The sequence below is a fragment of the Aquimarina sp. TRL1 genome (genome assembly GCF_013365535.1).
GTDB classification, from domain to species: Bacteria; Bacteroidota; Bacteroidia; order Flavobacteriales; family Flavobacteriaceae; genus Aquimarina; species Aquimarina hainanensis.
This window is the reverse complement of the sequence record NZ_CP053590.1, coordinates 4,667,435-4,681,706: the sequence shown is the minus strand read 5'-3', so window position 1 is coordinate 4,681,706 and position 14,272 is coordinate 4,667,435. Positions and strand designations below refer to the sequence as shown.

Below are 14,272 nucleotides of genomic sequence, written 5' to 3'. Positions count from 1 at the left end.
GTAAAAAATAAAAAAGTGTTTCTACGCTAAGTTTTTATGCTAAAACCTTTAATAATACTAGGAAAAACCAAAAAGGATCTCATTTTACACGATGAGATCCTTTTTACACACACAAACAAAAAATTCAATGAATATATTTACTACTAATTTTTAAAACTTTTCCTTAATTCTTATACTCAAAGGTACTATTATTACCTCCTGATTATAGGGTTTTTAGATAAGTAAAAGGATTGTATAGGTGAATAGCAGTATTCATACGTTGAGCAGTATTTTTTGTGTTGTGTCGTATTTTATAATGCAAACATTAGTCCTCCACTAATAAAAAAATCGTTGACACCTCCATTAGGATACTTTAATCCGGCATTACTGATATGCCTAAATCCAGGACGGATATCAATGTATGCATCTTTAAGAATTTTGATAGTAAGCCCAGCTACAAAATTATCAGAAAATATAAACCCATCAGATTGTCTGGCAGGAGTTCCCTTTACATAATGAGGACCAGAGCTAATAAGCGCATAGAAACTCAGCAGATCATTTATAAAGTTTTTTCGAATTAAAATTCCGACGTTTAATCCTACTTCGTATCCATCAATTGTTGCTACCGCTTTATCCAGATGCTTGTACTTTGTCAAGTTGTATTGTGGTTGTGAAAGTAAATCTATCCCCCAGGAACTTTTACGTAGTAATGAATAATAGTATTGTGCCTGAAAATAAGTAACTTCATAACTATACGTTACATCTAAACCAGCTTCGTCTGGCTTGATTTTATTTTTAATCAGGAACTCCTTAATAGAATTCGCATCTTTTTCGTTGATGTTGGATAATAACTGATTGAGATGTTGTGCCCCGTACCCAACAATAAAACCTAGTTTATGTTTTTTTCCTTTGAAAATTAAATCTTCTTGCGAAAAAGAAAATTGTACCACAATAAACAGGGTAATAATACTTAATTTTTTCATAGCTTTTTTTGTTTAAGGGCGGCAAAATTAGCAGATGAAATAAAGGAGATGTGACTAAAAAATGGTAAAATAAAACTATTGTTTTGTTAAAGTAACTCCCAACTCGAATGATAAGATGGAAAAAGCTTATTAAAGAGGACCTATTTATATCATAAGCAGGAAATAGAAGAAGGGGACAATGATTTTTCGGAGCAAACCAAAGAGCATTTACATCTTATTTATTGGACAAAAAAAGAAAGGAGAAATAAGTTTTTGAATCAAATTTTCTGATTATACAAATATGATTAATAAAAAGTTATCATTAATTTTATCCCGAAAAATAGTTTCCAACACTATTAGCAACTCTTAAGTAGCCTAAAAAACCTTTGTAACTCAATTACTGTTTAATTTTTACAAATAAGAAGACTGCATAAGAAGCTTATCTGCCCAAAAGGTAGCAGGCATAAAAAAAGCTGATAGTTGGCGCTATCAGCTTGATAAGTTTCTATGTTCAACAAGAATGTGCTACCGCCAAGATGAAATGAGCCTGGAAAACTTAATTTCATTAGCTAGTCTTGTACTAGCAGCTGTAGGAGTAGTCATAAAATGGCTGAACTACAGAAAAAAATAATATGTTATTTTCCACCTCTTTATAGGGGTGGTTTTTTTATTATCTTATAATTCTTATACAAAGATAATTAGATTTATCTGTATTACGGTCGAATTTACTTAAAATATTTATTTCCAGTATGGGAATATGTTTCATTTATGCCCAAAAAAAAGTAAAAGCTACTAAATATATAGCAGCTTTTTATTTAAAAAAAAGGGATTTCTAATTTATTCGGCGTTCGATTCTTCCATGGTATGGTATACATTTTGAACATCATCATCTTCCTCTATTTTTTCTAATAACTTCTCTACATCAGCAGCTTGTTCAGGAGTTAGTTTTTTGGTTACCTGAGGAATACGCTCAAAACCGGAGGATAAAATTTCGATATTTCTGTTTTCCAATTCTTTTTGGATTGTACCAAAGCTACCAAAAGGAGCATAGATTAAGATACCATCCTCATCAAGGAAAACTTCTTCTGCACCAAAATCAATAAATTCCAGTTCTAGTTCTTCATGATCAATACCTTCAGAATTAATTCTGAAATTACAAGTGTGATCAAACATAAATTCTACAGAACCCGAAGTTCCTAAGTTCCCATCACATTTATTAAAATAAGAACGAATATTCGCTACGGTACGATTGTTATTATCAGTAGCAGTCTCTACCAGGATAGCAATACCATGAGGAGCATACCCTTCAAACAAAACTTCTTTATAGTCCCCAAGATTTTTGTCGCTGGCCCTTTTAATGGCTCTTTCGATATTGTCTTTAGGCATATTTGCAGATTTCGCATTTTGGATAACAGCACGTAATCTGGAGTTAGAGTCAGGATCCGGTCCTCCTTCTTTTACAGCCATTACAATATCTTTACCAATACGAGTAAATGCTTTAGCCATTGCTGACCAACGTTTCATTTTTCGTGCTTTTCTAAATTCAAAAGCTCTTCCCATGTTCTAGTTTTAAAAAATCGTTATACAAACATAAGTAGAATGCAAATTTTTCGCAAACTCTCTTTGTGGAATTTATTCATCTCCTTGTATGATAGATTCTATTGTAGTTGCAAGTAAAAAATCTTTATCAGTTACTCCTCCTGCATCATGAGTAGATAAAGAGATATTCAGTGTATTATAAATATTAGTCCAATCAGGGTGATGATTCTGGATTTCTGCTTCAAAAGCAATGCGCGTCATGACAGAAAAAGCGTCTTTAAAATCTTTGAATTCAAAAGAAGTGTGAATTGCATTGTCGTTATATTCCCATCCATCTAGCTTATGGAGACGTGTTGTAATTTCGTTTTCAGTAAGTTTTGTCATATTGTTGTTCGTAATAGAAATAATTTTATTCATTCGGGTTATTTAATTATAGTTATAAGAACGTAACCTCAAACTATCTCTTAGAAACACGTCTTTGTTTGTGTTTTTTGACCAATAGTCAGAAGTAATTGTCTTTATTTTCTTTGCGGTAGTGGTTAGTGGTGTCGCATTGCTGCCAAATCCACTTAAGGTTGTTTCTGACCACTGCTCAATTGTATGTGGAAAAGAAGTAGTAAACGTAATATTTACTTCCCTTCGTAAATCAGGATACGATAATGTATAGGTAGTAGTAGTAGCATTTTTTTGCAATGATGCAGTAACGGGATATGCTTTTATTTCTTTGTGTCTAAGTCTGCAAAATTCTAATGAAGGGATCATAGTAAGGTTCCCGGTTGGCAATTCGGTAGGACGAATTCTGATTTTTGTCCAGATTTCATTTTCCAAAATATCTTTATCCAGAGAGAACTGTTGATCCGCTTCTCCCTGGAAATAAGAGTGAGAAGTAATGTCGAATTGCTTTCTGTTATTGATTTGTGCATATACATGACCACACCATTCCTGCATAGAACTGGAAATCTTCAGAGCGTGCTGGTGGTCTCCAACAGGGTAAAAAACACTTTGCATAATGGAGTACGGGTAAATCCCTGTGACAAACTTTTTTGTACTGTTTAGTTTAAGCACGGGAATATTATCTGGATGCTGTTGGTCTGCTTTGACCTGTTCTCTGGGTAAAAAATCTTCCGTTACATAAATTAATGCGGCGGTTCCTTTTCTGAGTTCTCCGTATCGTGCTTGTGCTAACTCATAAGAAGATATCTCTGCTTTCCCGGCATACCAGTAATTTTTAAAATCTTTAGTAAGTTCCTTGGGAGGTTCACTCTTGGGCTGTAGTTGGGCAATAGTGTCCGCTGAAATATCAGCGGTGTTTTTCACTTGCGTATTGCAGGCTATAATAATTGCAATAAGCAGAATAGGAAAGGAATACCATATTTTTTTCATGAGAATATTTTTTTACTCCTATCACAAAGTACAATAAAGCTATGAATTAACCATACTCATTAACGTTTCATAAACAAGATGAGTAGGTAGTCCCATCACTGTAAAAAAACTTCCTTCAATATGAGTGATTCCAATAAAACCAATCCATTCCTGTATCCCATATGCTCCAGCTTTATCCATTGGCTGATACGTTTTTACATAATGTGTAATTTCTGCTATGGATAAATCTTTAAATGTTACTCGTGTTGTGTGATTAATAGTTGTAGAAGCCGTTGTTGTTTTGAAGCAAACAGAAGTGATTACTTCATGTTGCTTTCCAGAAAGAGATTGAATCATTTTTATTGCTTCCTCTTCGTTTTTGGGCTTTCCTAATGCTTTGTGATTATGCCACACAATAGTGTCACTGGTAATTAATATGTCATTAGGTTCAAGCTGCTCAAAAGCAGCAGATTTTAATTCACATAAAAAATCAGAAATGGCAGCTCCCTGTAAGTGGTCAGGATAAACTTCATCCACTTCTTTGACATCGATGTGAACATCAATACCCATATCCTTGAAAAACTGTTGCCTTCTGGGAGAACCCGATGCGAGAACAATACGGTGGTTTTTTAAGAGTTCATTTATCATAATCGATTATTGAAAAATAAGTGTTTTATATAAGGCAAATGAAATAGCGGCTATTACCATTACAATTTTGATCAAGATACTTAATAATTTAAAGTCCTTTATTGTTTCTGCGGTCCAGCTCTTAAAAGAAATAATTAGCAGGGGAGCGATTAACCCTAGGAGTACAAAAAGAGTAGCCTTTGTATTTGCAAAAAGATAGGTATAAGTATAGTAAAATAATAATGCACTAATCAGAAGTGATAAAGCCATTATGAGTTTAGCTGTTCTCGATTTTCCCAGTGCTATAGGAATTGTTTTTATTCCGTGATTATAGTCGGTGTCTAAGGAGTAACAATCCTTTGCAATTTCCCGTACAAAAGTTAATAAAAAAGCGAGGATAGCATAATCTTTTACGATAGAAAATATAAAAGAAACAGCTTCTCTGTTTAGAGGAGTAATTGTAGGAACCAGATCAAAAATAGCAATAGCCAAAATACTTACCGAAACCAAAATAGCCATGGTTATATTTTTGACAACCAATATTTCCTTAAGATATGTGGCGTATATATAATATATAGCAGAAGTAAGGATGAAAATAGTGACAAAACCGGGTTTTCCAATAATATTAGACAAGTAAAAACCAATAAGTACCCCAATTGTACTAAGAATAATAAAAAGTGTATTAGCTGTTTTTTCTCTAATTTTTGAAGGAATTATAGCAGAAGCAGCAGCATGTGTTTCCAAAATAATGTTTCCTGCAGCACCAATACAAAAGGTAGCAATAATAAGTAATAAAATCCCCAGATCACTAAGAAGGAGATCTATATCTAATGAGTTGAGAAGACCGTATCTAAGACATAATTGAGCCAGGATAATAAAGAGTAGATTTTCGATTTTTATAAGTTTAAAAAAAGAAAGCATAGGGTATTTTTAGTTAGAGATAATAATTGGTGGTAAATGTACTAATTAAGGATTGAACTCATCTTGACTTTTTCTATTTCCTAAAAAATGACCGAAAAGAGATGATATGCTGTTCTGTTCTGTTCTGTGGTTTATCTATGGTGATAAGGTTCGTTTTTTAAAATTGTAAATCCTCTATACAATTGTTCGACAAAAAACAGACGTATCATTTGATGTGAAAAAGTCATTTTGGACAAGGACAATTTGCCATTACTACGTTGGTAAACTTCCTCAGAAAACCCATAGGGACCCCCAATAACAAAAATCAGTTGTTTGATACCGCTATTCATGTGTTTTTGGAGGAGTTCTGAAAAGGAGACAGAATCGTACTGTTTTCCGTTTTCATCTAATAAGATCAATGTGTCAGAAGTAGCAACTTTGGAAAGAATTAGTTGTCCTTCCCGCTCTTTTTGTTGAGAAGTTCGTAAGTTTTTGGCATTCTTAATATCAGGGATGATTTCTATAGAGAATTTGATATAATGCCCCAATCTTTTAATGTATTGCTCGATAAGATGTGCTAATTGCTTGTCATCTGTTTTTCCTATTGCCAGTAATTTTATTGTCATTTTTTACAATTCGCATTTACTTTGCTACATTAGCAAAAATAACGATTCAATATGATTAGTGAAGCGCAATTTAATAAAGAAATTGATTTAATTATAGCCAATGCAATTCGGGAAGATGTGGGAGATGGAGACCATAGTTCATTGGCCTGTATTCCTGCAGAAGTAACCGGAAAAGCAAAACTGTTGGTAAAAGACGAAGGAGTTTTGGCAGGAGTAGAGTTCGCCAAAAAAGTTTTTGCTTATGTAGACCCAGAAATGAAAGTAGAAACTCTGTTAGAAGATGGGGCTAGTGTAAAATATGGAGATATTGCTTTTTATGTAGAGGGCGCATCTCAATCAATCCTAAAAGCAGAACGCCTGGTATTAAATGCAATGCAGCGAATGAGTGCGATTGCAACAAAGACTAAGAAGTTTGTTTCTTTATTAGAAGGTACAGGGACAAAGATATTAGATACCAGAAAAACGACTCCTGGGATTAGAGCTTTAGAGAAATGGGCAGTAAAGATCGGAGGAGGAGAGAACCACCGTTTTGCACTATACGATATGGTCATGCTAAAAGACAATCATATTGATTTTGCAGGAGGGATTACTAAAGCAATCGAAAAGACAAAAAAATATTTAGATACCAATAATTTGGATCTGAAAATTATTGTTGAAGCCAGAAATCTACAGGAAATCGAAGAAATTTTAAAAACCCCGGGAGTTTATAGGATATTAATTGATAACTTTAATTATGAAGATACAAAAAAGGCAGTAACCTTAATCGGAGATACATGTCTTACAGAATCTAGTGGGGGAATTAATGAAAAAACCGTACGAAAATATGCAGAATGTGGGGTTGATTATATTAGTAGCGGAGCATTAACACATTCGGTTTATAACTTGGATTTAAGTTTGAAAGCAGTGTAGATATATGTCAAAGGCAATAGAAGATAAACTGGATAAAATTCCTGTCATTAACATATTAGTTCGTGTAGGGAAAAAAATCATTTTACCAGGGTTTGAAGGTTTATCACTCTATGATCTCATAGAAATCTATACAATTGGGATTATTAAAGGAACTTTTTCGGCAAGAGCCAGCGCCATTTCTTGGAGTTTTTTTCTATCGTTATTTCCATTTTTATTATTTCTGTTGAATCTGATTCCTTATGTGCCAATAGAGAATTTTCAAGTCAATTTTTTTGAATTTATCAGTGAATTATTACCCAAACAATCCTCTGGTTTTTTTAAAGAGATTTTTGATGATATTGCATCTAATCCCAGAGGAGGATTATTGTCTACAGTATTTGTGCTTTCCATTGTTTTAATGACCAATGGAGTAAATGCGGTTTTTTCCGGATTTGAATATTCGTATCATGTGACTCTAAATAGAAACTTTATAAAACAATATATTGTAGCATTAGGAGTGTCTATTATTGTGGCATCTTTATTGTTATTAACCGTAATAGTAACTCTGTATTTTAATTACCTTGTATCAGAATTAAATACAATAGGAGTAGTAGACGATACTGTTTTTTGGTTAACTGTTGGAAAATATGGGATTTTTGTTTTAATGATTTTTTTGATAATTGCCATTCTTTTCTATTTTGGGACTACAGAAGGAAAAATGAATCGTTTTTTCTCTCCTGGAGCAGTTATGACAACCTTGTTGTTTATCGTAACCACATATTTATTTGGAATTTATATTGATAATTTTTCAAATTATAATAAATTGTATGGGTCGATTGGAGCAATGCTTATTTTAATGTTGTACATATGGCTTAATGCAAACCTATTACTATTAGGATTTGAGCTGAATGCTTCATTAAATCAATTGAGAAGAAAAAGTAATAATTAAAAAGAGTAAATCAAATTAATTAAGGGTATGAAAAAAATGTTTTTTTTATTTGTGGTAGTAAGTGTAATGACCTCAGGAATTGCACAAACAAAAGTTGGAGATGCAGTATTGCCTAATGAAGTAACTTTTAATAGTGAAAGTCTGGAATTAAATGGAGCTGGAATTCGAGAAAAGTTCTTTTTTGATATATATGCCGGAGGATTGTATTTAAAAAGTAAAAGTACTAATGCAGCTCAAATAGCAGCAGCAAATGAAACGATGGCAATTAAGCTACATATATTATCAGGAATGATGTCCAGAAATAAAATGGCGAATGCATTAAGGGATGGATTTAAAAAAGCAACCAATGGTAATATAAAACCGCTACAGGATCGTATTGAAAAGTTTATCGGATTTATCAATAACGAAATTGAAGTAGGGCAAGTTTATGACATTGTATACGAAAAAGGAAAAGGGAGTGTAATTTATAAAGACGGAAAAGAAAAAGGGTTTGTAACTGGAATGGATTTTAAAAAAGCACTATTTAATATATGGCTGGGAAAACAACCAGCTGATAAAGGATTAAAGTCCGAATTATTAGGAAAATAACGTTCACACAATTTATCGGTCTTTTCTAAAATTAAATAGTTGTTTGTTAAAAAAATTAACAAAAAAACTGTGCGTGCATAATATTTTTATATTTTTGCGCGGATGATCAAAGTTAGAGTATAAACCTATTTAATTACAAAATGAATAAATTATTGCTAATAATTGCTTTCTTATCTTTTGCAACCTCTACCGCTCAGATAAGGATTGGTAAAGCTATATTACCCTATGAAGAGACAATAGATGGGATCGATTTAACGATGAATGGAGCTGGAATGCGATCTGTATTGTGGATTGATATGTATGCAGGAGCTTTGTATCTGCAGAAAAAAAGTAAAGATCCGAAAGAAATATTAGATTCTAATCAGTCGATGTCAATCAAGTTGGATATTGTATCCGGATTTGTAACCCAGCAGAAAATGATAAAAGCCGTTAAAGAAGGTTTTGAGAAAGCCACTTTCGGAAACACTAAAATGTTAGACGAACGAATTAATAAGTTTATAGGATTCTTTTCAGAGCCTATTGTCAAAAATGATGTATATGATCTGGTGTATGTAAAGGATGTAGGAGTAAAGGCTTTTAAAAACGGGAAAGAACTAGGAATGATCAAAGGATTGGATTTTAAATACGCTCTTTTCAAGATATGGTTAGGAGAAGAACCCGCTAGTGAGAGTGTTAAAAAAGGTATGTTAGGCTTGCAGTAACATTCACATTCATATAACAAACAACAAGTGTATAAGGTCTGGAAACATTGTGTTTCCAGACTTTTTTTGTTTTCAAAAAAAACAATAAATATATAAGTGTCTGATTGTCTATTATTCCCATGCCTTTTTATTCAAAAATAAATTTTTAACAAAATTTAACGATAGGTTTTAGATGTATTACTGACTAACCCTCAGAAAGCATTATAAAGAACAATAAACTATTATAACATATGAATAAGATAATTACACTAGTATTTACGGCAGTTTTGATAAGTACGGCAGCAATCGCCCAAGTTCGGGTTGGTGATATAGTACTACCTTATAAGGTGAATTTTGACGGAGAAGATTTGACATTAAATGGAGCAGGGATTAGAAGTGTTTTAGGGTTCAAAACCTATTCGGGAGGTTTGTATACCAAACAAAAGTACAGTGATCCTAAAATAGTTCTGGAATCAGATGAAAGCATGTCGATTCGACTTAATATCATATCAAAAAAAGTTACCAATACGCGAATGATCAAAGTATTCAGAAAAGGTTTTGACGATGCAATGTTTGGGAATACCGAAAGTATTCAGGATAGAATTGAAGACTTTCTAAAATTATTCGCTTCTCCTACACAAATCAATGACTTTTATGAAATGGTGTATATTAAAGGAAAAGGTGTAAAAACCTATAAAAACGGAGAAGAAATCGGTTTTATCAAAGGAAGAGATTTTAAATATGCATTGTTTAAGATCTGGTTAGGAAATGAGCCGGCCTGTGAATTAATCAAAGGAGGGATGCTGGGACTAAGTAAATAAAAGTAATAATTACCCTAGGAAAAGAAGCTGAACTCTGGATTAACCTCAGTAGAATTCAGCTTCTTTATTTTTTAAAATTTGGATATTAAAAACAGGATTATTCTAGTGTAGAAAAATCAATTTTTGGAATATTATTACCTGTACTGTTTCGCTCTAGCGTTGTGTTTTTTGAGATGTTACCATTAAAAAAACCACAGTTTTTTAAGAAAAACCCTGAGCCATGTACTCCACCAGAGTAGTCAAAACGAAATTCATTTTCTGCTGTTGCATCATATGTAAATTTAGCTTGTGTAATTTCATGCCAGGTATTGTTGGTATCATATACCCACTGGTTATAAAAAGCACCACTTCTTTCAATAGCTCCGGTGCTAGTATTAAAGTTCTCCAGAAAAGAATACTGATTAGTAATATATGAATTTGTTTTAGGTCTTCTAAAACTAGCAATCAAATCCCATGTTCCTATAGTAGGATCCATAAAGTAAGCTGTAAAATCCGTGTGATTATTTCCTGCTGGTTTTCCTACTAATAAAAACTTATATCGCACACCAGCGTTCCAGTTATATACCTTATAACTTTGACCTCCGGATCCTTCACCTCCAAACTGCTGAGTGATAACATTTGCACCTTTTTTTAGTAATTTTATTCTGTATTCTTCAGGAATACTTCCGGGATTATCCGTGGAATATGGACTCCACACAGAAAATAGGATTCTTCTTTCGGTATTTGAGTTGACCTGAATACCAAAATAACCATGCTGAAAGCCATTAACCATATAAAAAGAACCAACGGCATCCTGACCTGGTTGTACTTCAACTTCGTTATAAAATGCTTGTGTAGCACCAGAAGTAGGAATAACATATCCTAAATGTACCGACGGACCTCTTCTTCCAAAATGAATGTCATTTTTTACAAACTTAATATTTCGATCGGTAGCATTCCCACCCAACATTACAGCTTTAACATCAGCATAACTGTAAGATGTTTTTGTAATTCCTTTTAGGTCGAGATAATAATATCCTTTTGTGAGTACTTCAAGTTCTCCGATATATATGTCTTTAAAAGTTGTATTGTTAAGTGTTATTGTTTTTGATTGATTACCAAAAGAAGCTTCTATTTGAGAAGTGCCAGATTGTACTCTCGCGTTAATTCCTATTGCATAAGTACCTGGTTCTTTAATATAGAAATATGTTCTTGCTGTAGTATTTTTATTATTCCAGTTTGTAATTCCATTAGAACCTACAATTCTAAGTGTTTCAGTTGGATTATTAACTACCCATGTATTTCCTTGAGTTGCTACAGAAATAGTAAAATTTATATCCGGGTTTACTGGATTTTCAGAACACTTTCCGAGATTAGTCCAGCTTAATGTTGTCTTTTGATATACGTTATATGGTATGGAACTGTTTTGGCGATATTTTACTATATCACCAACTACATAATGATTAAATCTGTCATATATATCGATCAGGTTGCAATCACCTGTGTACTCTTTGGGGTTTTTGCTAAGAGATGAATTAGGAGCTGTTTGCTCTTCATTGTTAATAGGATCATTATCATTTGAACATGATACGGCAAGCATATAGCAGGTAAGTGCTATAATAGCAAAGTTGAGTTTTAAGAATTTCATTTGTTTATATTTTAATTTGAGAGCAGAACTTCTTTTTTGATCAAAAATTATGGGTGCAATGTTAATTTTTTGATAATAAAAAATAGGGTTCATGATATGATCGCACAGCCTTTTTTAATTGAAAAAACAAGAGTTTTTGATTCTTTGTATATTACACTTTTTACTGTAAGATATTCTTGTATTTTTGTTTACTTGTTTATATTGCATAATGATATAGCCATATTTAACTAACTTATAGATCACTAGATACCTGCTGTTAATGTCGTATTTTATAGATGTAATTCTTCCAATTCCTCTTCAAAAATCGTTTACGTATCAAATTAATAAAGAAGAAGCAGTTTTTTTGCAACCAGGAATGCGTGTTGCTGTGCAGTTTGGAAAAACAAAAGTGTATGCAGCCTTGGTGGAAAGGGTTCATAGAGAAGCACCAGTGGTATATGAAGCAAAAGATATCGAACATATCCTGGATGAAGAACCGATTGTTACAACTGAGCAATTAGCATTATGGGATTGGATTGCTGCGTATTATATGTGTGCTAAGGGAGAAGTAATGAGAGCTGCATTGCCAAGCGCCTTTTTGTTGGAAAGTGAAACAATAGTTCATAAAAAAGAAAATTCTGAAATCATAGAAACTACACTAAAGGATGATGAGTTTTTAGTATTTGAAGCCCTGCAATACCAAAGTGTTTTAAGAATTCATGAAATAGCTAAGATCGTAGGAAAGAAAACAGTTTTGCCACTTATAAAGCGACTGCTAGAGAAAGAGGTTATAACTGTAGAAGAAGAAATTTACGAACAATACAAACCAAAAATAGTACGTTGTGTTTCGATTCATGAGCAGTATCAAGAAGAAACTGCATTACAAGAATTATTAACCTCACTCACCAGAGCTCCCAAGCAAAAGGAGGTATTAATGCATGTTTTCATGCTACAGTCAAAATCCCAAAAAGAAATTAGAGTTTCTGATTTGATCAAAATTTCAGGAACCAGTACTGCAGTTGTAAACTCTTTAATAGCTAAAGAGATCTTAGTAGTATATGAGTTGCAATCCGATCGGATACAGTATAATGGAGGAGAGGCAGCAACAAGTAAAAAACTAAATGAATTTCAAGAAAAAGCGTTGGCAGAAATAAAATATGTTTTTGAAGAAAAAGATGTTTGTCTGCTTCATGGGGTAACATCTTCAGGAAAAACAGAGATTTATGTAAAATTAATAGAAGCAACGCTTGCACAAAACAAACAAGTGCTGTACTTGCTACCGGAGATTGCACTGACGACACAGTTGATTGTCAGATTGCAAGCCTATTTTGGGGAGCGGTTAACAGTCTATCATTCTAAGTATTCTGTTAATGAACGGGTGGAAGCCTGGAATAATGTAAAAGCAAATAAGGAGAAAGCTCAAATCGTTATAGGAGCACGGTCCTCAATTTTTCTTCCGTTTACAGATTTAGGGTTGGTCATTGTAGATGAAGAACACGAAGGAAGTTTTAAGCAGTATGACCCTGCACCCAGATATCATGCTAGAGATACTGCTATTGTATTGTCTAAATTGTTCAGAGGGAAAGTCTTGTTAGGATCTGCGACCCCTGCAATAGAAAGCTATTTCAATGCCCGTAATGGGAAATATGGTTTGGTAGAGCTAATGAGAAGACATGGGAATGTATTGATGCCGGAAATTAATTTGGTGGATTTAAAAACAAAATACAAAAGAAAAGAAGTAACAGGTCATTTTAGTGATACCTTATTGCAAAGCATACGCGAAGCTTTGAAGGAAGAAGAACAGGTAATTTTATTTCAGAACAGAAGAGGGTACTCTCCTGTGGTAGAATGTAATACATGTGGGCATGCTCCTCAGTGTACAAACTGCGATGTGAGTTTGACATATCACGAAAGAAAAAACCAATTGAGATGCCATTATTGTGGATATGCTATAGCTATGTTGCATAAGTGTATGGCATGCGGAAGTACAGAATTGTCAACCAAGGGGTTTGGAACTGAGCAAATAGAAAAGGAATTAAAAGAACTCTTTCCGGATAAAAATATCGGACGGATGGATCAGGATACAACCCGGGGTAAACACGGGTATGAAAAAATTATTACCAAGTTCGAGAATGGTGATATTGATATTCTGGTAGGAACCCAAATGTTATCCAAGGGATTAGACTTTAGAAATGTTACACTGGTAGGTGTGATGAATGCAGATAATCTGTTGAATTTTCCAGACTTTAGAGCGCATGAACGCAGTTATCAATTAATTCAGCAAGTTGCTGGGAGGGCTGGTAGAACGCAGAAACGAGGAAAAGTACTGATACAAACGTATAATCCATATCATCAGATATTGCAACAAGTTACTGTAAATGATTATTTAGCAATGTTTAAAGATCAGATAGAAGAAAGAAAACAGTATAAATACCCTCCTTTCTATAGATTGATTAAATTTACAGGAAAGCACAAGGATTATAATAGAGTTGATGAGGCTGTAAACTGGCTGGCTACATCATTTCGCAATGTTTTTAAGCAGCATGTGTTGGGACCAGAATTCCCTCCGGTATCAAGAATAAGAAACCAATATCATAAAAACATATTGATTAAAATACCTCAGGGACAATCGCTTGATAAAACTAAAGAAGTATTAGGTAAAATATTGACCTCTTTTAGTAGTATAAAAGAATTCTCAGGGGTTAGAATTCTCATTAATGTAGATAATTATTAAAATTATCGTTT

At 33.3% G+C, this 14,272-nt stretch carries 14 protein-coding genes; 6 read left to right on the top strand and 8 right to left on the bottom strand.

What is annotated here, in order from left to right; genetic code table 11:
* Nucleotides 1–290: 290 nt before the first annotated feature.
* From HN014_RS19305 to rlmH, 7 genes are all read right to left on the bottom strand, one after another.
* The gene (locus HN014_RS19305) at nucleotides 291–962 is read right to left on the bottom strand and encodes an acyloxyacyl hydrolase (RefSeq protein WP_176030477.1); all 672 of its coding nucleotides are present in this window, start codon (nucleotides 960–962) and stop codon (nucleotides 291–293) included.
* A gap of 816 nt (nucleotides 963–1,778) precedes the next feature.
* Complete coding sequence (locus HN014_RS19300) at nucleotides 1,779–2,501, bottom strand: YebC/PmpR family DNA-binding transcriptional regulator (RefSeq protein ID WP_176030476.1); 723 nt, start codon at nucleotides 2,499–2,501, stop codon at nucleotides 1,779–1,781.
* Between the two features lie 72 nt (nucleotides 2,502–2,573).
* A complete protein-coding gene (locus tag HN014_RS19295; protein WP_176031170.1) occupies nucleotides 2,574–2,864 on the bottom strand; it encodes a 4a-hydroxytetrahydrobiopterin dehydratase in 291 nt (96 codons plus the stop codon).
* A 42-nt stretch (nucleotides 2,865–2,906) separates the two neighbouring features.
* Nucleotides 2,907–3,863: a septum formation inhibitor Maf gene (locus tag HN014_RS19290; protein ID WP_176030475.1), complete on the bottom strand. Its 957-nt coding sequence runs from the start codon at nucleotides 3,861–3,863 to the stop codon at nucleotides 2,907–2,909.
* 39 nt (nucleotides 3,864–3,902) lie between these two features.
* Nucleotides 3,903–4,490 carry a Maf-like protein gene (locus HN014_RS19285; RefSeq protein WP_176030474.1) on the bottom strand — a complete coding sequence of 196 codons (588 nt, stop codon included), beginning with the start codon at nucleotides 4,488–4,490 and terminating at the stop codon, nucleotides 3,903–3,905.
* 6 nt (nucleotides 4,491–4,496) lie between these two features.
* A complete protein-coding gene (locus HN014_RS19280; protein ID WP_176030473.1) occupies nucleotides 4,497–5,390 on the bottom strand; it encodes a geranylgeranylglycerol-phosphate geranylgeranyltransferase in 894 nt (297 codons plus the stop codon).
* 131 nt (nucleotides 5,391–5,521) lie between these two features.
* A complete protein-coding gene (gene rlmH, locus HN014_RS19275; protein WP_176030472.1) occupies nucleotides 5,522–5,995 on the bottom strand; it encodes a 23S rRNA (pseudouridine(1915)-N(3))-methyltransferase RlmH in 474 nt (157 codons plus the stop codon).
* Between the two features lie 51 nt (nucleotides 5,996–6,046).
* Here rlmH and nadC point away from each other — a divergent pair, with 51 nt between their 5' ends.
* The 5 genes from nadC (at nucleotide 6,047) to HN014_RS19250 (ending at nucleotide 9,921) form a co-directional block, all read left to right on the top strand.
* A complete protein-coding gene (gene nadC, locus HN014_RS19270) occupies nucleotides 6,047–6,904 on the top strand; it encodes a carboxylating nicotinate-nucleotide diphosphorylase (RefSeq protein WP_176030471.1) in 858 nt (285 codons plus the stop codon).
* Between the two features lie 4 nt (nucleotides 6,905–6,908).
* Nucleotides 6,909–7,832, top strand: a complete 924-nt coding sequence (locus HN014_RS19265) for a YihY/virulence factor BrkB family protein (RefSeq protein WP_176030470.1) — start codon at nucleotides 6,909–6,911, stop codon at nucleotides 7,830–7,832.
* A 27-nt stretch (nucleotides 7,833–7,859) separates the two neighbouring features.
* On the top strand, nucleotides 7,860–8,420 hold the full coding sequence (locus HN014_RS19260) for a chalcone isomerase family protein (RefSeq protein ID WP_176030469.1): 561 nt from the start codon (nucleotides 7,860–7,862) through the stop codon (nucleotides 8,418–8,420).
* Nucleotides 8,421–8,560: 140 nt separating this feature from the next.
* Entirely contained in the window at nucleotides 8,561–9,121 is a 561-nt protein-coding gene (locus tag HN014_RS19255) for a chalcone isomerase family protein (protein ID WP_176030468.1), read from the top strand.
* A gap of 230 nt (nucleotides 9,122–9,351) precedes the next feature.
* Nucleotides 9,352–9,921 (top strand): chalcone isomerase family protein, encoded by a 570-nt coding sequence (locus tag HN014_RS19250; protein WP_176030467.1) that lies wholly within the window; start codon nucleotides 9,352–9,354, stop codon nucleotides 9,919–9,921.
* Nucleotides 9,922–10,018: 97 nt separating this feature from the next.
* On the opposite strand, the gene HN014_RS19245 is transcribed toward HN014_RS19250, so the two are convergent.
* Complete coding sequence (locus tag HN014_RS19245; RefSeq protein WP_176030466.1) at nucleotides 10,019–11,548, bottom strand: DUF3472 domain-containing protein; 1,530 nt, start codon at nucleotides 11,546–11,548, stop codon at nucleotides 10,019–10,021.
* 259 nt (nucleotides 11,549–11,807) lie between these two features.
* On the opposite strand from HN014_RS19245, the gene priA reads away from it, so the two are divergent.
* Nucleotides 11,808–14,261, top strand: coding sequence for a primosomal protein N' (gene priA, locus HN014_RS19240; RefSeq protein ID WP_176030465.1), 2,454 nt, complete (start codon nucleotides 11,808–11,810; stop codon nucleotides 14,259–14,261).
* The last annotated feature ends 11 nt before the right edge of the window (nucleotides 14,262–14,272 follow it).

Excerpts from the sequence above, each read along its gene's own strand:
- HN014_RS19260 (WP_176030469.1), top strand. The coding sequence starts at position 7,860 with ATGAAAAAAATGTTTTTTTTATTTGTGGTAGTAAGTGTAATGACCTCA.
- priA (WP_176030465.1), top strand. The coding sequence starts at position 11,808 with ATGTCGTATTTTATAGATGTAATTCTTCCAATTCCTCTTCAAAAATCG.
- rlmH (WP_176030472.1), bottom strand. The coding sequence starts at position 5,995 with ATGACAATAAAATTACTGGCAATAGGAAAAACAGATGACAAGCAATTA.
- HN014_RS19250 (WP_176030467.1), top strand. The coding sequence starts at position 9,352 with ATGAATAAGATAATTACACTAGTATTTACGGCAGTTTTGATAAGTACG.
- HN014_RS19300 (WP_176030476.1), bottom strand. The coding sequence starts at position 2,501 with ATGGGAAGAGCTTTTGAATTTAGAAAAGCACGAAAAATGAAACGTTGG.
- HN014_RS19255 (WP_176030468.1), top strand. The coding sequence starts at position 8,561 with ATGAATAAATTATTGCTAATAATTGCTTTCTTATCTTTTGCAACCTCT.
- HN014_RS19285 (WP_176030474.1), bottom strand. The coding sequence starts at position 4,490 with ATGATAAATGAACTCTTAAAAAACCACCGTATTGTTCTCGCATCGGGT.
- HN014_RS19295 (WP_176031170.1), bottom strand. The coding sequence starts at position 2,864 with ATGACAAAACTTACTGAAAACGAAATTACAACACGTCTCCATAAGCTA.
- HN014_RS19245 (WP_176030466.1), bottom strand. The coding sequence starts at position 11,548 with ATGAAATTCTTAAAACTCAACTTTGCTATTATAGCACTTACCTGCTAT.
- nadC (WP_176030471.1), top strand. The coding sequence starts at position 6,047 with ATGATTAGTGAAGCGCAATTTAATAAAGAAATTGATTTAATTATAGCC.
- HN014_RS19280 (WP_176030473.1), bottom strand. The coding sequence starts at position 5,390 with ATGCTTTCTTTTTTTAAACTTATAAAAATCGAAAATCTACTCTTTATT.
- HN014_RS19305 (WP_176030477.1), bottom strand. The coding sequence starts at position 962 with ATGAAAAAATTAAGTATTATTACCCTGTTTATTGTGGTACAATTTTCT.
- HN014_RS19290 (WP_176030475.1), bottom strand. The coding sequence starts at position 3,863 with ATGAAAAAAATATGGTATTCCTTTCCTATTCTGCTTATTGCAATTATT.
- HN014_RS19265 (WP_176030470.1), top strand. The coding sequence starts at position 6,909 with ATGTCAAAGGCAATAGAAGATAAACTGGATAAAATTCCTGTCATTAAC.